Source organism: Nostoc spongiaeforme FACHB-130 (assembly GCF_014698475.1).
Lineage (GTDB): Bacteria > Cyanobacteriota > Cyanobacteriia > Cyanobacteriales > Nostocaceae > Nostoc_B > Nostoc_B spongiaeforme.
Genome location: NZ_JACJTB010000014.1, coordinates 32,174 through 52,087, shown reverse-complemented (window position 1 = coordinate 52,087; position 19,914 = coordinate 32,174). Strand labels below are relative to the sequence as shown.

Annotated in this window: 15 protein-coding genes; 10 read left to right on the top strand and 5 right to left on the bottom strand. The window is 42.3% G+C overall.

The window, feature by feature from the left end; genetic code table 11:
* Positions 1-78: 78 nt before the first annotated feature.
* The gene (locus tag H6G74_RS12960; protein ID WP_190968058.1) at positions 79-2,391 is read left to right on the top strand and encodes a hypothetical protein; all 2,313 of its coding nucleotides are present in this window, start codon (positions 79-81) and stop codon (positions 2,389-2,391) included.
* A gap of 137 nt (positions 2,392-2,528) precedes the next feature.
* Here H6G74_RS12960 and H6G74_RS12955 read toward each other — a convergent pair whose 3' ends face one another.
* On the bottom strand, positions 2,529-3,974 hold the full coding sequence (locus tag H6G74_RS12955) for a sensor histidine kinase (protein ID WP_190968057.1): 1,446 nt from the start codon (positions 3,972-3,974) through the stop codon (positions 2,529-2,531).
* Positions 3,975-4,273: 299 nt separating this feature from the next.
* Between H6G74_RS12955 and H6G74_RS12950 the strand changes: the two genes are divergently transcribed.
* Positions 4,274-9,103, top strand: a complete 4,830-nt coding sequence (locus tag H6G74_RS12950) for a GAF domain-containing protein (RefSeq protein WP_190968056.1) — start codon at positions 4,274-4,276, stop codon at positions 9,101-9,103.
* On the opposite strand, the gene hpsU is transcribed toward H6G74_RS12950, so the two are convergent.
* From hpsU to H6G74_RS12930, 4 genes are all read right to left on the bottom strand, one after another.
* Positions 9,100-9,663, bottom strand: coding sequence for a hormogonium polysaccharide biosynthesis acetyltransferase HpsU (hpsU, locus tag H6G74_RS12945; RefSeq protein ID WP_190968055.1), 564 nt, complete (start codon positions 9,661-9,663; stop codon positions 9,100-9,102). The genes H6G74_RS12950 and hpsU overlap by 4 nt on opposite strands.
* A 192-nt stretch (positions 9,664-9,855) precedes the next feature.
* Positions 9,856-10,797, bottom strand: coding sequence for a glycosyltransferase family 2 protein (locus H6G74_RS12940; RefSeq protein WP_190968054.1), 942 nt, complete (start codon positions 10,795-10,797; stop codon positions 9,856-9,858).
* A 15-nt stretch (positions 10,798-10,812) separates the two neighbouring features.
* Complete coding sequence (locus H6G74_RS12935; RefSeq protein ID WP_190968053.1) at positions 10,813-11,745, bottom strand: glycosyltransferase; 933 nt, start codon at positions 11,743-11,745, stop codon at positions 10,813-10,815.
* A gap of 304 nt (positions 11,746-12,049) precedes the next feature.
* Entirely contained in the window at positions 12,050-12,862 is an 813-nt protein-coding gene (locus tag H6G74_RS12930; protein WP_190968052.1) for a hypothetical protein, read from the bottom strand.
* 177 nt (positions 12,863-13,039) lie between these two features.
* On the opposite strand from H6G74_RS12930, the gene cobU reads away from it, so the two are divergent.
* The 8 genes from cobU (at position 13,040) to radC (ending at position 19,484) form a co-directional block, all read left to right on the top strand.
* Entirely contained in the window at positions 13,040-13,597 is a 558-nt protein-coding gene (cobU, locus tag H6G74_RS12925) for a bifunctional adenosylcobinamide kinase/adenosylcobinamide-phosphate guanylyltransferase (protein ID WP_190968051.1), read from the top strand.
* 129 nt (positions 13,598-13,726) lie between these two features.
* Complete coding sequence (locus tag H6G74_RS12920; protein WP_190968050.1) at positions 13,727-14,158, top strand: hypothetical protein; 432 nt, start codon at positions 13,727-13,729, stop codon at positions 14,156-14,158.
* A gap of 254 nt (positions 14,159-14,412) precedes the next feature.
* The gene (locus H6G74_RS12915; RefSeq protein WP_190968049.1) at positions 14,413-15,375 is read left to right on the top strand and encodes a ribonuclease Z; all 963 of its coding nucleotides are present in this window, start codon (positions 14,413-14,415) and stop codon (positions 15,373-15,375) included.
* Positions 15,376-15,909: 534 nt separating this feature from the next.
* A complete protein-coding gene (locus H6G74_RS12910; RefSeq protein WP_190968048.1) occupies positions 15,910-16,836 on the top strand; it encodes a carbohydrate ABC transporter permease in 927 nt (308 codons plus the stop codon).
* 118 nt (positions 16,837-16,954) lie between these two features.
* Positions 16,955-17,086 carry a hypothetical protein gene (locus H6G74_RS31515; RefSeq protein WP_277927150.1) on the top strand — a complete coding sequence of 44 codons (132 nt, stop codon included), beginning with the start codon at positions 16,955-16,957 and terminating at the stop codon, positions 17,084-17,086.
* Positions 17,087-17,228: 142 nt separating this feature from the next.
* Positions 17,229-17,507 (top strand): type II toxin-antitoxin system VapC family toxin, encoded by a 279-nt coding sequence (locus H6G74_RS12900; RefSeq protein ID WP_199340984.1) that lies wholly within the window; start codon positions 17,229-17,231, stop codon positions 17,505-17,507.
* 422 nt (positions 17,508-17,929) lie between these two features.
* Complete coding sequence (locus tag H6G74_RS12895) at positions 17,930-18,550, top strand: TMEM165/GDT1 family protein (RefSeq protein ID WP_190968047.1); 621 nt, start codon at positions 17,930-17,932, stop codon at positions 18,548-18,550.
* 202 nt (positions 18,551-18,752) lie between these two features.
* Positions 18,753-19,484: a RadC family protein gene (radC, locus tag H6G74_RS12890; RefSeq protein WP_190968046.1), complete on the top strand. Its 732-nt coding sequence runs from the start codon at positions 18,753-18,755 to the stop codon at positions 19,482-19,484.
* Positions 19,485-19,914 lie beyond the last annotated feature (430 nt).

Genomic DNA, 19,914 nt, shown 5'->3' with positions numbered 1-19,914 from the left:
TTAAAAAAAGTGACACAAATGAACTCAAAAAAACTCATAGGTTACATAACCTGTGGCGTATCATCATTAGCAGTAGTCATGGCAGGACAAACGTCCCAAGCAAACGCAGCAGCCATGAGCTTCACAACCACAAACTTTACAGGCAGTTCACTACAAGCCAAATATACATTAGATGACAGCATAGCAGGAGCAGGGAAAGTTCAGTTTAAAGTAGAATTTATCACCGACTCAACCTATAAAAATATCGGAGACATTCGCGGAGTCTTCTTCGACATCAAAGACAACTACCTGCTATCGGGACTAAAAGTTACAGGTGTAGGAGGAACAGACATCACAACAACAGCCTACAGTAACTTAGGACTACTAGAAAGCGTCGGACAAGCGAATCTCAATGGAGATGGCAACACTCACAAATTTGACTTTGGAATCGAAATTGGCGATAACGGTTTAAAAGGTGGGTCAGATGACTTCCGCACAGCCACCTTCGTTCTATCTCACAGCACAGCAGCCTTAAGCCTGGATCAATTTCTTGGTCAAGAATTCGGCTTAAGAGCAACCAGTGTAGGAGTTGCAGGCTCTTCTAGAGAAGGAAGTAGCAAACTAGCAGGGATAGCAACACCAGCACCAACACCAGCGCCTGCACCAATACAAACCCTCAAAGAGCAATACAACAAACTAATTGTTGAAGCCGACGAAGCGGAAGAAACCGTCAAAACAGCTAGAACCAATTACGAGAGATATCAGAGAGACGCAGACAGCAAAAAAGCCGACTACGAGAAATATCAGAAAGACGCAGACAGCAAAAAAGCCGACTACGAGAAATATCAGAAAGACGCAGACACCGATAAAGCCGAATACGATAGATATCAAAAAGACGCAGACAGCAAAAAATCTGACTACGAGAAATATCAGAGAGACGCAGACAGCAAAAAAGCCGACTACGAGAAATATCAGAAAGACGCAGACACCGATAAAGCCGAATACGATAGATATCAAAAAGACGCAGACAGCAAAAAAGCTGACTACGAGAAATATCAAAAAGACGCAGACAGCAAAAAAGCTGACTACGAGAAATATCAAAAAGACGCAGACAGCAAAAAAGCTGACTACGAGAAATATCAAAAAGACGCAGACAGCAAAAAAGCTGACTACGAGAAATATCAAAAAGACGCAGACAGCAAAAAAGCTGACTACGAGAAATATCAAAAAGACGCAGACAGCAAAAAAGCTGACTACGAGAAATATCAAAAAGACGCAGACAGCAAAAAAGCTGATTGTGACAAAGCTCAGAAAGATGCTGACAGCAAAAAAGTAGCATACGATAAAGCCCAGCAAGAAGCCAACAAAGCTTACGGTTCAGACAAAGCCAAAAAACAACAAGAAGCTAACAACAAGAAAGCCGAATACGAACAAGCTCAGAAATACGCAGACAGCAAGAACGCCGAATATCAGCAAGCTCAGAAAACTGCTGATGTGAAGAAAGCGGACTGTGACAAAGCGCAGAAAACTGCTGATGTGAAGAAAGCAGACTGTGATAAAGCGCAGAAAGAAGCTCAAAGCAAGAAAGCAGACTGTGACAAGGCTCAGAAAGACGCTGATAGCAAGAAGGCTGATTACGAGAAATCACAGAAAACTGCTGATGTGAAGAAAGCAGACTGTGATAAAGCTCAGAAAGAAGCTCAAAGCAAGAAAGCAGACTGTGACAAGGCTCAGAAAGACGCTGATAGCAAGAAGGCTGATTATGAGAAATCACAGAAAACTGCTGATGTGAAGAAAGCAGACTGTGATAAAGCTCAAAAAGAAGCTCAGAGCAAGAAGGATGATTGTGACAAGGCTCAGAAAGAAGCTCAGAGCAAGAAGGATGATTGTGACAAGGCTCAGAAATATTCTGACAACAAAAAATCTGAGGTTTACAACAAGAAAGTAGAGTGTGATAAGGCGGAGAAGGAGTCTGGTACACCTAAGCCTACACCAGCACCAGCGCCAGTACCTGCACCTGCACCAGCACCCGCACCAGTACCAGCACCAGCGCCTGCACCTGCACCAGCACCCGCACCAGTACCAGCACCAGCACCAGTACCAGCACCAGCACCAGCGCCTGCACCAGCACCAGCGCCTGCACCAGCGCCTGCACCTGCACCAGCACCCGCACCAGTACCAGCACCAGCGCCAGCACCAGCACCAGCGCCAGCACCAGCACCAGCACCAGCGCCAGTACCTGCACCTGTACCTGCACCTGCGCCTGCACCATCTCCCACAACTTACTATCAACCGCCTGCTTCTCAGCCTCAGCCTAAGAAGGTACCTGAACCTAGTACACTAGCTGCTTTGGGATTATTCGGTCTGAGTACTATCAGGTTGAAGAAAGTTAACAAGAAAAATGATGTGTAAGCTTCGGTAATACTTTTAAGCTTTCATATTTAGCTAAATATGGGTTGAGAGGTAACAAAAAACTTCTCGCCCAATTTTTTTATAGTTAAAAGTATTTATAGCAGTGCGATCGCCAGTCTATTTAAGCTATTCAGCACCTAATTTTTCCTCACTTCTAACTTTTGCTGATGGCTAACTTCTAAAGGTAAGAAAATCGTCAACACTTCGCCATATTGGGGTCTTTGACGCACAATCAGCTTACCGCCAATCGCTTGGAACAAGTGTTTAGTAGCATTTAAATTTAAACTAATGGTACCTGTCTCTGGTTGAAACATCAGCAATTGACCCAGAGCTTTCCGAATTGGTGGTGTGACAAATGTATCTGCTGTTTCTGAGTCTTGGCACTGGAGTTGCGGTGACAATTGCAGCTTGAGTTGGTCGCCTGCAGGAATGACCTGCACTTGAATATGGCTCCCAGCAGGTAAGCTACGGGTAAAATTCTCCATCAATCCCGTCAGTACGCGATCTAACATTATCGGATTACTGACCACTGTAGGCAATTGTTGGGGAACCACAACTTCTAAGGTGAGGTTGCGTCGAGATGCAGCTTGTTGCCAACGGGGAATACTCTGTTGCAGAACTTGATGCAGCGACATAGGCGTAAGATGAGTATTAGCTGCTTTTGTAGCAGCACAAGTTTCTAATTCTGCCGCCTTGAACAGCAATTCCATCCGATCAATTTGCTCAGTACACTCATGATCAATAATTTCTAAGCGGTTGACAACAGCCGCAGGCAAGTCACGCCGCTTGAGTAGCAGACGTGTCATGGTGCGAATGGTAGTTAAAGGAGTGCGAACCTCATGAGCAAAAGCTTGGAGCAATTCCACATCGGGAACTGGGTGTTGGGGATTGGAGATTTGCGTTTGGGGATGAGGTATGCTGGTTGCAGTTTCCCACTCTTTAGCAACTTCTGGTGCTGGCAATTCTTGAAGTAGCAACTGACTAAACTGCATAGCAATACGATAATCTGGCGCTACTGGCGAATATTGCTGCACTAACCCATCAAGTTCCGCGCAAAAATCAGGATTAGTCAGCATTACCCGCGCTCCGATCGCTCGCCATGCTTGCTGAACTATCTGGGGTTCAAAGGAAAATGAAAATCTTTTGTTGCCATTTTTGCATTCTGCCAAAACCAAGACTAATCGGAATTTCTCGGTAAATACCAAACAAAACTGCTCGGCAACTAGGGGATCAGCAGGTAGTATCGGCAGCACTGCTTCTTGAAAAGAATTTTCTTTGGCTACTGTGGCTGTTGTTGGCATTTGAAACGGCATCAAAGCCAAGGGGTTAAAAGGCTTGGCTGTGAAAGTAACCGTCTGGATGTTTTGAGTTAATACTGGTTGACTAAATAAAGGTGCTGGTGCAGCTAATACCAGTGCTGGTGCAGCCGGAGAAGTTGTTGCTAAAGTCTCAATTAATAAATGTTCTGTTGCGGCTAAACTCATTTGCCACTGTCGCTCTGCCTTGGCTGGTGAACATTCAGCCATAGTTGATTGACTGTCGGCTAAAACTTCACTCAGACTTGGCAAGATCCATTCGTACACAGGTTTTCACCCCTTGGTTGAAGAGCGACTAAATAAAATAAAAACGTAATTTTTTACTACTACTTAAGAGGGTATAGTCATTTGTGTACAAGAGACAGTCGTATAACCGAACAAGATAGGCGCAATTTCCCCGTCACCTGGGAAAATCTTACATTGCATTCAATAGAGAGCAGGTTACAGCTTACAGGAAGAGAATGTGTTTGACGGAAATTACAAGCTAGAAAAATCCCAGAGATAAAACTAGATTGTAATGGGAACAATAAGAACAATAAATTATATATTTCTTGGTCAATACATGAATGCTTAACCACACAACTTCTCTGACAGCATCAGAACTGAAGTCGGCGATCGTTCCCCATCCGCTCATCGTGAAACCAGAGACACTGGTAACGGAAGTGATTAACCAAATGAGTGGTATTCGCAATATTTGTGATACTACTCAAGGTCTGGATGGGCAACTAGATAAAGTTTATCTAGAGGCACGCTCCAGTTGTGTATTAGTAGTAGAAGATGGCAGCTTAATCGGGATCTTCACAGAAAGAGATGTTGTGCGGTTGAGTGCAGAACAGCATTCTTTAGCAAATTTGGCAATTAGGGAAGTGATGATTTCTCCAGTCGTCACCCTACACGAATCTGATTTGACAGATTTATTTTCGGCGGTGAATTTGCTTCAGCAGTACCACATCCGCCATATACCGATTTTGAATGAGCAGGAGCAGGTGCTAGGGTTAGTAACTCATGAAAGTCTGAGTCATGCTTGTCGTCCGGTGGATTTGTTGCGGTTGCGTTTAGTGTCGGAGGTGATGATCACTGAAGTGATTTGTGCTTCCCCTGATAGTTCAATGTTAGCGATCGCCCAACTGATGGCTCAACATCGCATTAGTTCGGTAATGATTGTAGATACTGGTGGTAGCCCAATTCAACCTCTGCAATTTCCTCTAGGAATTATTACCGAGCGTGACATTGTGCAGTTTCAAGCTTTGGGCTTGAACTTAAAACATTGCCTAGCTCAGATAGTCATGAGTTCACCAATGTTTACGGTAAAACCCCATGATTCCTTGTTGGTGGTGCAGCAAATCATGGAACAACGCTTAATTAGAAGATTGGCAGTCATCGGGAAACAAGGTGAACTCTTGGGAATTGTCACCCAAAGCAATCTGCTACAAGCCCTCAACCCCTTGGAATTATACAAGTTAGCAGCAATACTAGAAAAACGAGTGGTGCAATTAGAAGCGGAACATGTGGCTATACTAGAAAATCGCACCGTTGAACTAGAACAACAAGTTGACTTCCGGACAAGCGCCCTCCAAGCGAAAGTCAGGCAGGAAAAATTAATCGCAGAGATCGCCGCTCAAATTCGCTCATCCTTGAGTTTGCAAACTATTTTGAACACCACAGTCGAAAAGGTGCGGCATTTATTAGGGTGCGATCGCGTCAATATTTTGCAATTTGATACAGACGGGCAAATGACAGTGATTGCCGAGTCAGCAAACTCATCGCTATCACTGGTGGGTGAACAAATTCATGATCCCTGCTTTCAGCCAACTAACACCGATAGTTATCGCCAGGGAAAAATTCGTGTTGTCTCAGATATCTACACAACCCAATTATCTGACTGTCACCGCGAGATGCTGATACGCCTGCAAACAAGAGCCAAAATCTTAGTACCACTTTTATGCGGTGATCAATTGTGGGGTTTGCTGAATGCCACTGAAAGTCAATACCCCCGTGAGTGGCAACGAGAAGAAGTTGAACTGCTGCAAGTATTATCGGTGCATTTAGCGATCGCGCTTCAGCAAGCGACAACTCACCAAAAATTACAGGAAGAATTGCGCGATCGGCAACGCATTGAATTGACTTTACAGAAATTGGTTGAAGGTACAGCCGCAGTTACTGGTGAGGAATTTTTTCCCGCCTTAGTTAGCCACATTGCCGAAGCCTTAAATGTCTCTTATGCTCTCGTTACCGAACGAGTGGGTGAAGAACTCCATACCTTGGGCTTTTGGGCAAATGGAGCCTTGCAACCACCAATTTCCTACCCTATGGCTCTAACTCCCTGCGAATATGCTCTGAAGAACGGGGAATTTTACTGCCAAAGCCAAGTCCAGGCATTTTTCCCTGACGATTTAGACTTAGTAACGATACAAGCAGATAGTTATCTGGGGATTGCCCTCAAAGATGATGACGGTAATGCCATTGGGACTCTTTGCATTATCGATTTACAGCCCATCCAGGAAAATCAATATGCTGAAGCCATCCCAATTCTCCAAGTATTTGCAGCCAGGGCAGCCGCAGAATTGCAGCGCAAAGCCGCTAATCATGCACTACATCGGTTGAACCAAGACTTAGAGCAGAAAATTGCACAGCGCACCCAAGAACTCCAGGCGAAAGAAGCACAATTACGAGATTTCTTTGACAACGCCACCGATTTAATTCAAAGCATTGCCCCTGATGGGCGAATTTTATTTGTGAATCGCGCATGGAAAGAAACCTTGGGATATGACGATAGCGACTTAGAGCAGTTATCAATTTTCCAAGTCATTCATCCCGATGAATTGGTACATTGCCAAACAGCAATGCACAGCTTGTTTGCAGGCACTATGTGTTTAGGAATCGAAACCAGATTTCTCACCAAAGCCGGCAGAGAAATTATTGTTGAGGGGAATGTGAATTGTCAATTGCAAAATGGACTGCCGATCGCCACACAGGGTATCTTTCGAGATATTACCGCTCGTAAACAAACCGAGAAAACAATCTATCTCCAAATACAACGAGAAAAACTACTGCGAGAAATTTCCCAAAGGATTCGTGAATCCCTAGACTTGCAAACGATTTTTAACACTGCTTGTCAGGAAATTCGCCAGGTAATTCAAGCTGATCGGGTGGGTATTTTTAAGTTTTATCCTGATTCCAGCTATAACGACGGCGAATTTGTGGCGGAATCAGTAGGTGAGCGTTTTAGTTCAATCATCGCCATTCCCATACATGATCACTGCTTTGGCAAAAATTATTCATACCTCTATGCTAAAGGTCGATTTTTTGCGGTTGATGACATTTATCAAGGTGGAATGAGTACCTGTCACAGTGACATTTTGGCTGAGTTTCAGGTGCGGAGCAATTTGGTGATGCCCTTACTTTGTGGTGATGAATTGTGGGGTTTGTTGTGTATTCATCAATGTGCCGAAACTCGTTCTTGGCGACAATCTGAGATTGAGTTTACCCAAGAATTATCATACCAGTTGGCGATCGCCATTCAACAAGCCAATCTCTACGAACAAATTCAGGCGGAATTATTAGTACGACAGCAAGCTGAAGCCAAAATTGCCTTACAACTCCGGCGACAAGAAACACTAAAAATTATTGTCCAAAAAATTCGAGAATCCTTGGATATTAACGAGATTTTGGCAACGGTAACTCAGCAAGTGAAAGATGTACTACACTGCGATCGTGTGATCGTCTTCCGGCTGTTTGCTAACGGTAAGAGCCAAATTGTCGAAGAAGCTATATCTGAGGGATTGCCTAGACTCAAAGACCAACACTGGGAAGATGAAACTTGGTCTCAAGAAATCCTAGATTATTACTGGCAAGGCAAGCCACGCATTGTCCCCGATGTCATGCAAGATATCTGGACAAATTGCTTAGTAGAATACTCCCAGACAGGTCAAATTCAGTCCAAAATCGTCGCACCAATTCTTCAAGAAATGCGAGACAGAGAAAATCATCGCTGGGTGACTCCTTGGACAAATAACAAACTCTGGGGCGTTTTAGTTGTTCATGCTTGTCAAGAAAAGCGTGTCTGGAAAGACTCAGAAGCACAACTCCTGCAACAAATTGCCAATCAATTGGCGATCGCAATTCAGCAAGCAAGTTTATTTCAACAATTACAACTAGAACTCGCCGAACGCCAGCAAGCAGAAGCGAAACTCACCGAGAGTAATCACAAATTGGCAATTTCTAACCAAGAACTGGCTCGCGCTACCCGTCTCAAGGATGAATTTTTGGCCAATATGAGCCATGAACTCCGCACTCCCCTCAATGCCATTTTAGGTATGACCGAAGGGCTACAAGATGAAGTCTTTGGCATTATTAATGAGCAACAACTCAAAGCATTACAAACAATTGAGCGTAGTGGCTCTCATTTGCTGGAGTTAATTAACGACATCCTTGATGTGGCAAAAATTGAATCTGGACAGATAGAACTTGACTATACCTTAATTTCCGCAACTCATCTATGCCAATCTAGTTTGGCATTTATCAAACAACAGGCATTGCAAAAACAAATTCAAGTTGAGCTCAAATGTCCGCTTAATTTACCGGAAATACTTGTAGATGAACGACGCATTCGTCAGGTTTTACTTAACCTGCTGAATAATGCAGTCAAATTCACTCCCAACGGCGGACGCATTACCCTAGCAGTTACACAAGTTTCATCCCCGCATAACTTCTTGCACTTTGCAGTCACAGATACTGGTATTGGGATCTCTCCAGAGAATGTCAAGAAACTATTTCAACCCTTTGTACAAATCGATAGTGACTTAAATCGTCAATACACAGGCACAGGCTTAGGACTGGCATTAGTGAAACAAATTGTCGAACTCCACGGTGGTAGAGTAGGACTCACTAGCGAACTTGGTCTAGGTAGTTGTTTTACAATTGATCTGCCTTGTAATCCTATTTCTGACATCTCACCGGAAATCACAACAGGTACTCAACCAATTAGTACTTCAGAACTAGGCTTTTCCAGCAATGATGAAACACTAGCTCTTGACCCCCTAATCTTGTTGGTGGAAGATAACGAAGCCAATATCAGTACTGTTTCTAGCTATCTCGAAGCCAAGGGGTATCGCATTGTGCTGGCGAAGAATGGTCAAGAAGCCATTGACTCGACAAAAGCATACCGTCCTGATTTAATTTTGATGGATATTCAAATGCCAGGAATAGATGGTTTAGAAGCTATCAGACAAATTCGCCGAGATCCTCAATTTGCCGATGTTCCCATTGTGGCACTCACGGCACTGGCGATGAGTGGCGATCGCGATCGCTGTTTAGCAGCAGGAGCCAATGACTACCTGAGTAAACCTATAAAACTCAAGCAACTGGCAACTACCATCAAAAAGTTTTTAATTTAATTTTTCAACCTGGGATACTGCGGTTTACAAGGACTACCCCAACAAACTTGTCCAGGGGGCAAATTGGCAAATACAGTACTACGAGCGCCAATCACAACATTTGCACCAATTTCTACCCCAGGGCCAACAAAACAATCGGCTGTAATCCACACCCCATTACTAATAGTAATTGGTGCTGTTTTTAACCCAAAAGCCGGGTCTTGGATGTCGTGACTACCCGTACATAAGTAGGTTTTTTGGGAAATCACACAGTGTTCACCGATATTAATTTTATCCAAGCTGTATAAAACTACATCATCACCAATCCAACTATAGTCACCGATGGTAACTTTCCACGGATAAGTGAAGCGGGCTGTGGGTCGAATTAATACACCTTGACCAATATGCGCCCCGAATAGTCGCAGCAAAAAACAACGCAAACCATTAAAAGGATGGGGAGTTAAGGGAAAGGCGATCGCCTGTACAAACCACCACAACAAAACATACCAGCCTGGACGACCACGGTCAAACCAGGATTGGTCATACTTGCGTAAATCTACAAAGGATTGGTTATTTGTCATTGGTTATTTGTTATTCGTCATTCGTCAATAAACAAAAGAGACTGGGAAAATCATACTACCCAGTCTCTCACGTCTAAATAAAGCAGTCGGAGTATAAATTAGGACATTGAGAAAGCACGAATGCTAGTTATAGTAAGACTTTTACCTCCTGCCTTCTGCCTTCTGCCTCCTGCCTCCTTCAATCCATACTTCCTAAACTGCCGTTTGCTCAATTTTTTGGGGGAGAGATGGCGGCGCAGATTTAGCAGTATTGGCTGTATTTAATTTACCGCCACAACTACGTAATTCATACAGTTTCACCCCAATTTGATATTCATATTGACTCAGTAGGCGGCCATAAATATATCCGGCTCTGCCATCTAAAAAACCACGCTGAATAATATAGAACAAAATAAACCGTAAAACTGGTTTAAAAGGCAAATGTACCCAGACTTTCTTGAGAAAACGTTTACGTTGAACGGCATCACCAAATAAGTTAGCGCCAATTGTACCTGTGTCACCTTGACCAGTCAGCAGATTGTAATAAACTCTCGCTTCCCAATTAGAATAGCGATTGTGTCTTTCTAGCCAGTGGAACAAATCACGAAAGTCTTCATGGAGCATATCATTGTTTAGATATCCCACTTTACCTTGCAAAATCACATGTTCGTGAACTTCGTTATCACCAGTGTTGGGGATATCTTCAGTATTGAGGTTTTCGTAACGACCAGCTTTGTGTTTAAACAAACGCAAATTCCAATCGGGATATTTCCCACCATGACGAATCCATTGACCTAAGAAAAATACGCGGCGATTGAGATAGTAACCGCTATATTCTTCATTTTGAATTGCTTGAGCAATTTCATCCCATAATTCGGGAGTAATGCGTTCATCGCAATCAACAATTAGTACCCATTCGTTACGGAAAGGTAAGTTATCTAAAGACCAATTTTTCTTTTTTGGCCAGCGTCCATTGAAGTGAAACTGCACAACATTAGCACCGTAACTGTTAGCAATTTCCAGACTTTTATCAGTGCTTTGAGAATCGACAATAAAGATTTCATCTGCTCTTTGGAGGCTGGTCAAACAAGCCGGTAAATTGGCTTCTTCGTTTTTGGCAGGAATTAAGACTGAGACGGAAATTTTAGAGGACATATATGTTGTTATTTGTTATTTTTTATGGGATGTAGACAGCAGACCCTGAATAGCAGCATTTAAATAACCTATTTGACAATATGTATACACAAGTTTGTCGAAGCGTTCTGCTGGGTCAGAAAAATACTGTAATGATTTATATAAACCCCGAATCAAACGCTCACTACCGCGTAATAACTGACGGCTCCCTGTTTTGCCTGCAAGTTGTTCTCGGTAGCATTCACTGATACCTTGCCACCAGCCGCGATTCAAAAACCAAGAGCGATTGAGCCGTTCGGGTGCAACGTTATGCGCTACTAAAGCTTCTGGCAGATAGGCAACTTGCCAGCCATGCTGGAGTGCAAATTCTGTCATTTGCAACTCTTCATTAGATAACAAGTTTTTGCCGACTCGACCAAGATGGGGGTCAAAACCACCAATTTCTGCCAGAAAACTCTGTCGGATGGAATAATTTAAGCCTCTGGGGGTTAAGCCTGGTTGATCGATATAAACTATTTTGTCACCTAGATCATAAGCTCCCAAATTACCGGCTAACCCAGAGGATAGCCATTTGGGTGGTTGGACTGTCGGCGGCCATAAAAGTGTGACTTTGCCACCAGCGATCGCTAGTTTGGGGTTGCTTTGATAGGCAGAATACAATACTTGCAACCAGCGATCGCTGGCGACAGCATCATCATCTAAATAAGCTAAAATTTCGGCACGCGCAACTTTAGCACCAGTGTTCCGAGCAACTGATAAGCCGGTGGTGGGTTCAAAGATATACTTTAAACGGGGGTTGCAGGCTCTTTGTTCGACAACTTCGCGGGTGCGATCGCTGGAGTTGTTATCTACCACTATCACCTCAAAATCGGCGGCGAAGTCCTGCGCTAACAGGCTATCAATTGCCGCACCTAAATAGGTATCTCGATTGTGAGTACAGATAATGGCAGAGATTTGGATGTCTGACATAGGATTAAGTTTAACAACAGAGAATTCAGGAGTCAGGAGGAGACAGTGCGGCGGATGGTTACTGTATTAACAGTGAAACACCACACACTCATCAAAGATTCAGTGGATGAACAATTAGTGCAGGATTATACCTATTACTCATTGCTTCTGAATTCTGAATTCTGCATTCTGTATTCTTTTTTAAGTTGTCACCCTTGGATTTGAGACTACAGCCTGCTATCCAACGGTCGCCTGCTCTGTGCTAATCTATAACAAAAAATTCCAACCCACCAACCGCGTTTCTTCGGAATTCGTCTTTAATTCTTTAAGCTTGTTGAATATGGCTGTGTAAAACTACGAGAGTTTCGGCTAATTGACTCAGACGGGTTTCGAGATATTGTTTGCGTGCTAATAATTGGCGGAGTTTTTGATGTCGTGCGATCGCCATACTCACTGTCGGTACCTGATCTGGTGGACAGGGACGTGACCAAACTTTACCCGAACCATCCAAGCCACACAGCCGATATCCTGTGCGCGAAAATTGATAAGCGTCTTTATTCCCAGTAGTGCAGAGTTCTTCAACATAGTTCATCAAGCGGTCAACTTCCGCGTGGCGGAGTGTGGCGGTTCCTGGTTGTTCTGGTTCTTTAGGATTAGACTCTAACCAACCGTTGACTATCGGCCCTTCTAAATATAGCTCTTGAATTTGTTGCAGGATATGTTGCAGTTCTTGTTGCCAACCCGCTACATGAATTTGAATTTCTTGGAGCAAATTCATGGCTAAGGCTGGGTTAGCTCCGTGGCGATGGTTACTAAAGCTAGGAGTTTTAAACTTAGGTAGGCTGGGAGTTTTATTACCTATTTCTTTAGCGGAAAATGTATCTACAGCCGGATGTTCTGCAAATAAATGCTGTTCAATAGTGCTGTCGTAGACAGAATTTATCTCTAGATTTTCTGTGAGTTCTGGTGTCACACTTGGCTCATCAGATATATCTACATCTGGGGTAGCAGCTTTGGTAGAGACACTAATTCTAAAAGATACTGGCTGCTTTGGCGAATCTCCAGCTTCGACTGTGGCGTTGTCTCGATTTCCGAGATCATGTAGAGTCGCTTCAATCCGTTTTAGCCCTGTTTTCATAAGCATATCCTGTGAGTTTGCTGCTCTTTGTGGTGTTTAATCATTCACAAAGGTTAGTTGGGAGTTTTGGCTTTTGCCAATTTTGGCACAAATTAATCTGGTGCTAATTTTATCTTTTAAAAGATATTTGCAACAAACAAACTCAAAATTATCTTCTCAAAGTATGAGGAAAAATTTGTGGGTAAAGTCATTTTAATTACAGGGGCTGCTCGGTCGGGAAAAAGTGAATGGGCAGAATATCTTGCCCAGCAGTTAGGTAAACAAGTAGTTTATATTGCCACTGCTACCGAAAATCCTGATGATCCTGAGTGGCAAAAACGCATTGCGGCACATCAACAGCGCCGTCCGCAAAATTGGGTAACTTTAGCAGTACCTAGAGAATTATCAGCTACTTTGGCTGATGCTAAACCCCAGAGTTGTTTGTTAGTTGATTCTTTGGGAACTTGGGTGACAAATCTATTAGATGAGGATGAAATTAGTTGGCAAAATACAATTGCCGAGTTTTTAGACACAGTACAACTCGTAGCCGCCGATATGCTATTCGTAGCGGAAGAAGTCGGTTGGGGTGTGGTTCCTGCTTACCCTATCGGTAGACAATTCCGTGATCGCCTGGGTACTTTGGTGCGGCAATTAGGTGTTGTTTGTGACACGGTTTATCTTGTAGCTGGTGGTCATGTATTGAATTTAAGTGTGCTGGGTACATCATTGCCAACAGCGATAAATGAGGAATTGTAAATTATTGAATTAAGAAAAATGAAGAGAACTTGATTATTATTTTGTCTACCGATGGAGGGTCAAATTTTTAATAGAAAATTAATACTATATACAGAGCAAGTCTCCTCATGCCGAATGTACAATCGTGGTATGGCAAACACAGAAGATGTCAAAAAGTATCTCGCCTACTGGTTTCAGTTGGGTAAGAGAGTAGTGGTTGGTAATGGGGTAGCAAGCTTGTTGCCTCAACCTGTATATAGAGGCGATCTCTATAGCCAGGAATTTGAAGAGTGTTGGCAGAAAATTATTTCGCCAGAATCTGGTGATTGTTATTTAGAAGGCACTCACGAAACCATTGCCGAATTACTGACAGCCGCATGGGAAGTATCACCTTGTAGCCGTTGTAATATGCCGGTTCCGATGAGAAACGTAGGAATGCCAGCAGAAACTTGCCCATGCAATAATTTACCCGGTTGGCCGAATACTGATTTACCAGCACCACGCTCGGCAATTGATAATCAAACCCGACTGATGGGAATTCGCGATCGCTTGTTAGAAAATCTTTCCGCCAAAAGTAAATAAACTTGAGTTAGGCAATTCATAACAAAAGGTTTGTAACCGTGGTTTATCAGCAAAACTGCGGTATTTTTATATAAGAATTCAGGAGTCAGAATTCAGAAGTATGAATAAATTAGGATATCAGAGAAAAATTTTTCAAGTCTGAGAATAGACATTATCAAACGCTTTCACAATTCTGACTTCTATATTCTAGATTCTGTTATGTCACCATATAGAATAAAGAGCCAAAATCAGTAATAGGGAAACAAAAAAACGCTGTGCAGATAACATTTTTAGGGACAAGTTCCGGTGTACCAACGCGATCGCGTAATGTCTCTAGCGTCGCCCTAAGATTACCCCAAAGGGCAGAGCTATGGTTATTCGATTGTGGTGAGGGTACTCAGCACCAAATTTTGCGGAGTGACCTAAAAATCAGTCAACTTTCCCGAATTTTTATTACCCATCTGCACGGCGACCATATTTTTGGCTTGATGGGTTTGTTGGCTAGTTGTGGTTTAGCTGGCAATGTGGACAGAATTGATATTTACGGGCCGCCGGGATTAAATGAATATATCCAATCGGCATCAAAATATTCTCATACACACTTTTCTTACCCGATTAAAGTTCATGCTATCCGTCCAGGTGTAGTTTACGAAGATCAGGAATTTACTGTCACCTGTGGCCAGTTGCATCATCGAATTACCGCATTTGGTTATCGAGTAGCCGAAAAAGACCGCGCTGGACGTTTTGATGTCGAAAAAGCCAAAGCACTGCAAATTCCTGCTGGTCGGATTTACGGTCAACTCAAACGGGGTGAAACTGTCACCTTGGAAGATGGGAGAGTAATTAACGGTGCTGAACTTTGTGGCCCCACAGAAATTGGCCGCAAAATAGCTTACTGCACAGATACAATTTATACAGAAGGTGCGGTAGAACTAGCTAAAGATGCGGATGTGTTAATTCACGAAGCGACCTTTGCCCATCAAGACGCAGAGATGGCTTTTCAAAGATTACATTCAACAACCACAATGGCAGCACAAACAGCTTTAGCAGGTGGTTCCCATCGGTTAATCATGACTCATTTTAGCCCTCGCTACGCTCCAGGCAACCCCATAGAATTGAAAGATTTGCTTCAGGAAGCACGGGCAATTTTTCCTAAGACAGATATGGCTTATGATTTTATGACTTATGATGTCCCTCGACGGCGAGAAGTAGAGTTGAAAGAAGTGCCTGTAAGTTAAAAATCAAGGGTTTGGGAAAGGCTAAAAGAACAGAATCAAGTCAAAAATAAAAAAAAGCGTTTCTTGAAGATTTATATGAAAATAGCTTAATTTTATTCTGGAAGATAAATATATTCCTAGCTGATGGGAACAATAAATCTTGAAAAAATCCTCAAGATTTAACTTAATTTCATGGTGACTCCACATTTAACAGAAACTGTAAGTTAAACTGTATTTCGGCTCCTGGTCAGGGTGCAGAATTTCAAATCGAAATCCCCATTTGAGAAGTGAGATGATAGCGAAACCCAACATTTAAAAACTTGGTATTGCTGGTTTACGCTACATTTTACCTAACCGACTTTCATTTTACTGGGGCGATCGCGTTACCATTGCCTACAGTTAATCAGGCGATCGCTCCAAGTTAAGCGATAATTACAATTGATAAACTAAAAAATCATTGAGACAGCAATTCTCAAATCTCAATTTATGCGATCGCTCTCCAACCGCAACTATTCGTGTAATATGAGTTAGCTTTGTTGTCGAACTCACAAGGTTATGAGTCAACTAACATCTAAAAATTGGATTTTCATCCAACAACGACTGACACCATACTTGTTTTTGCTACCTGCATTAGTACTGTTGGGGTTAACTGTTTTTTGGCCTGCATTACAAGCCTTTTACCTCAGTTTCACCAGCTACGAAGATATTTCCCAGCCACCACAATGGATAGGTTTTGGCAATTTTCTGCGGTTGTGGAAAGATGCAGTGTTTTGGAAAACTTTAGAAAACACCTTTCTTTATCTGGTGGGTGTAGTTCCCATTCTCGTCATTACTCCCCTGGGTTTAGCAATTTTAGTCAATCAAAAACTGCGTGGTGTAAGTTGGTTTAGAGCCGCATACTATACACCAGTAGTAATTTCAATGGTAGTTGCAGGTATCGCCTGGAAATGGTTGTACGCTGAAAACGGTTTACTGAACCAGTTACTCAAAACTTTAGGAATTTTCCCCGAAGGAATTCCTTGGTTAACTAGTCCAGATAAAATTTTGGGGATTTTACCAATTTCTCTAGCCAGCGTGATGGCTGTAACTATGTGGAAAGGGTTAGGCTACTATATGGTAATTTATTTAGCTGGGTTACAATCAATCCCGGCTGATGTTTATGAAGCCGCCGCTATTGATGGTTCGGATGGTATTAAGAAACATTGGGATATTACAATCCCTTTAATGAGACCTTATTTAGCTTTAGTCGCAGTAATTTCTGCAATTTCCGCCACAAAAGTTTTTGAAGAAGTATATATTATGACTCAAGGCGGGCCACTCAGTAGTTCCAAAACAATTGTTTATTATTTATATGAACAAGCTTTTAGTAATTTAGACATTAGCTATGCTTGTACAATTGGATTGATATTATTTTTAATAATTTTATGTCTGTCAGTTTTACGGTTAACCCTAAATCAATCAGGAGGAGATTCTCTGGTTTAACATTAACAAAATCGAGATATTTAGATACACGACTTCTTGAAGAAGTCGGGTATCTCGTTTTTCAATATGACAATATAATTACTCATATATTGAACAACAAACTGTGGAGTTTATGACTATGAGATGGACACTTGAAGAAGCCCAAAAACAGCTATCATCAATCATTTATGAAACTAGTAGAGAACCTCAGTTAATCTACACCCAAGAACAATTAGTAGCTGCTATTGTAGATCCTGAGCTTTTTGAATAATTTTTAACATGGCGGCAAAAAAATCAGCAAAATTCTCTAGCCCAAGTTTTTCAAGAACTTCAACAGTTGTGTATTGAAGAAGATTACAGCTTAGAAATTCCACCACGCAGTAATCGCAATAATTCTTTTACTGACAATGAGAATGAGTAGTCTGTGTGACACGAATATTATTAGTGAGTTAACTCATTCGCTGCCAAATCCAGGGGTAATAGCATGGAGTGGCACTGTAACCTCTATTAACTTAAGTGTGATTACAATTGAGGAAATTTATTATGGTATGACAGCCAAGCCAAATGCCAAAATCCAAAACTGGTTTGAAAACTTTCTCACAAATCACTGTCAAATTATTACTATTTCCTCAGAAATTGCCCAGTGTGCAGGTGAATTGAGGAGCTGGCTCAGAACTCAAGGTAAACCATGATGTCTGGCGACAAGAAGCAAAGCTTCTACGCAAGCTGATATACTAATTGCTGCCACAGCTAAAATACATTCCATGATTCTTGTTACCAGAAATATTAAAGATTTTGAGGGTTGTGGTATATCTACATTTAATCCTTTTGTTTGAACGCTAAGATGATTGTAGTTGCTGGCAATCGTGATAATTTAACGATTGACTCTATCTTCAGACAGATGTAATATTTAACTTAATCGAAGGGGAGTAGCTACTGGCATCAAGCCAGTTTATCTGAATCAACATACTGGTGATGAACCTGGTTCAGATATCAAATTTAAGTATTTGACAGCGAGACCTTCACTAAGTTCACAGAAAAGATGTGAGCTTGGTGAGGTCTTTTGGCTCTCTTCAAGCTCACATCGCTAAAAATGATTTAGGAGCTTGAGAGAGTGTTAACAGCTTTTACCGCAGGTTTATTATTAATTACCGTTTCTGAGCTTGGTGATAAAACTTTTTTTATCGCTGTAATTTTGTCGATGCACCATTCGCGGCGGTTAGTGTTTGCTGGAGTGACAGCCGCTTTAGCTGCAATGACTATTCTTTCGGTAGTATTTGGGCAAGCTGCATCGTTGCTGCCAAAAGTTTACATTCATTACGCTGAAATTGCTTTATTTATTGCCTTCGGTATTAAGTTGTTGTACGACGCAAGTAAAATGACTGCTGCTAGTTGTGATACGGATGTAGTCGAAGAAGCAGAAGCAGCAGTTAAAAAAGCAGATGCACAGTTACCCAAGCGCAAAACACCTTGGGCAATTGTAACTGAAGCCTTCTTACTAACATTTATGGCAGAGTGGGGCGATCGCACACAAATTGCTACCATTGCTTTAGCTGCTGGTAATAACCCAATTGGGGTGACAGTTGGAGCAGTTTTAGGACATAGTATTTGTGCAGCGATCGCAGTTCTTGGTGGTAAACTCATTGCCGGACGCATTTCTGAACGCCAACTCACCTTTATTGGTGGATGTTTATTTCTGATTTTTGGTGTAATTGCGGCTGTAGAAGGAGCGTAAAGAGGGAGTTGGGGCTGAAGGAGTGACAAGTGCATCACCCACCACAGATGACACATTCTTTCCCCACTCCCCACTCCCCACTCTCTACTCCCTCATCTCCAGTTTCAAAATTAAAGATTTTCTCAACTTAAGATAATTTGGAGCGCAAACAAGGGATAACTAAAAATAGTTCCATCTCGGTAACTATTTCCTGAATGCTTCTATGACCTATTGCCTAAGAATTGCTGATATCCCGACAAATGAACGTCCGCGTGAACGTTTGATGACTTATGGCCCGAAAATTTTAGGAACGGCGGAATTAATTGCAATTCTTTTAGGTACTGGTCAAGGGCCAGGAAAACTCTCAGCCGTGGGTTTAGGACAATATTTGTTGCAAGAATTAGGCAAACATCAACGTGACCCATTAGCAGTTTTACGAGAAGTTACGCCCGCCGAATTGATGCAAGTTTCTGGTATTGGCCCGGCAAAAGCCACAACTATTTTAGCGGCGGTGGAATTAGGCAAACGTGCATTTCAATCTCGTCCCCAAGACGGCGTACCAATTGATAGTCCAATGGCGGCTGCGGCTGCACTCAGTCAAGATTTGATGTGGCAAGCGCAAGAACATTTTGCTGTATTGTTATTAGATGTCAAAAACCGTTTATTAGGTACACAAGTTATTAGCATCGGTACGGCGACCGAAACTTTAGCTTCGCCACGGGAAATTTTTCGGGAGGTCATTCGTCAAGGTGCAACACGCGCTATAGTTGCCCACAACCATCCTTCTGGGAATGTCGAACCTAGCCAAGAAGATATAGAATTGACACGCCAATTATTAGCCGGAGCGCAATTATTAGGTATTCCGTTGCTAGATCATTTAATTTTAGGTAATGGAAATCACCAAAGTTTACGGGAAATTACAACTTTATGGAATGATTATCCCCAAGGTGATTGATAGAAGTCTGTAGACGCTTTTAGCGGCTTGCCGCAGGCTAGTATGAAATGAAGAAACTCTGATAGTGAGCTTTTCTGCAATTTATCATCGGTGCTTCTACCTGGACTAGCTCTAGCCTCTAGCCTCTTTCTCTCTATCAACATTGAACTAAGAAACACTACGATATCTGAAAATTGTCTATTGACAACAAAATTAATCCATGTATTCGTAAAATTTGTATCTTATTGCCAGATTTTTCTCTAACTCAAAGGCATAATAAAAGCACTCATTTCTCACTCTGGTGACTCTACTAACTTCTCAAATCATGACGGGGAGAGGATTTGTTGATGAAATGGGGAAAATCAATACTGTTTTCAGAAGAGGTTTGGTGATAATTCTCAGATAAACCTGACACGCTACTAAGTCAAGATTTATCAAAAGACCTTTCTGG

What these genes read in the sequence shown, in the direction of transcription:
- H6G74_RS12930 (WP_190968052.1), bottom strand. Translation starts at nt 12,862, where the DNA reads ATGAAAACAGGGCTAAAACGGATTGAAGCGACTCTACATGATCTCGGA.
- H6G74_RS12950 (WP_190968056.1), top strand. Translation starts at nt 4,274, where the DNA reads ATGCTTAACCACACAACTTCTCTGACAGCATCAGAACTGAAGTCGGCG.
- H6G74_RS12940 (WP_190968054.1), bottom strand. Translation starts at nt 10,797, where the DNA reads ATGTCCTCTAAAATTTCCGTCTCAGTCTTAATTCCTGCCAAAAACGAA.
- H6G74_RS12910 (WP_190968048.1), top strand. Translation starts at nt 15,910, where the DNA reads ATGAGTCAACTAACATCTAAAAATTGGATTTTCATCCAACAACGACTG.
- H6G74_RS12960 (WP_190968058.1), top strand. Translation starts at nt 79, where the DNA reads ATGGCAGGACAAACGTCCCAAGCAAACGCAGCAGCCATGAGCTTCACA.
- H6G74_RS12935 (WP_190968053.1), bottom strand. Translation starts at nt 11,745, where the DNA reads ATGTCAGACATCCAAATCTCTGCCATTATCTGTACTCACAATCGAGAT.
- hpsU (WP_190968055.1), bottom strand. Translation starts at nt 9,663, where the DNA reads ATGACAAATAACCAATCCTTTGTAGATTTACGCAAGTATGACCAATCC.
- radC (WP_190968046.1), top strand. Translation starts at nt 18,753, where the DNA reads ATGACCTATTGCCTAAGAATTGCTGATATCCCGACAAATGAACGTCCG.
- H6G74_RS12900 (WP_199340984.1), top strand. Translation starts at nt 17,229, where the DNA reads ATGAGTAGTCTGTGTGACACGAATATTATTAGTGAGTTAACTCATTCG.
- H6G74_RS12920 (WP_190968050.1), top strand. Translation starts at nt 13,727, where the DNA reads ATGGCAAACACAGAAGATGTCAAAAAGTATCTCGCCTACTGGTTTCAG.
- H6G74_RS31515 (WP_277927150.1), top strand. Translation starts at nt 16,955, where the DNA reads ATGAGATGGACACTTGAAGAAGCCCAAAAACAGCTATCATCAATCATT.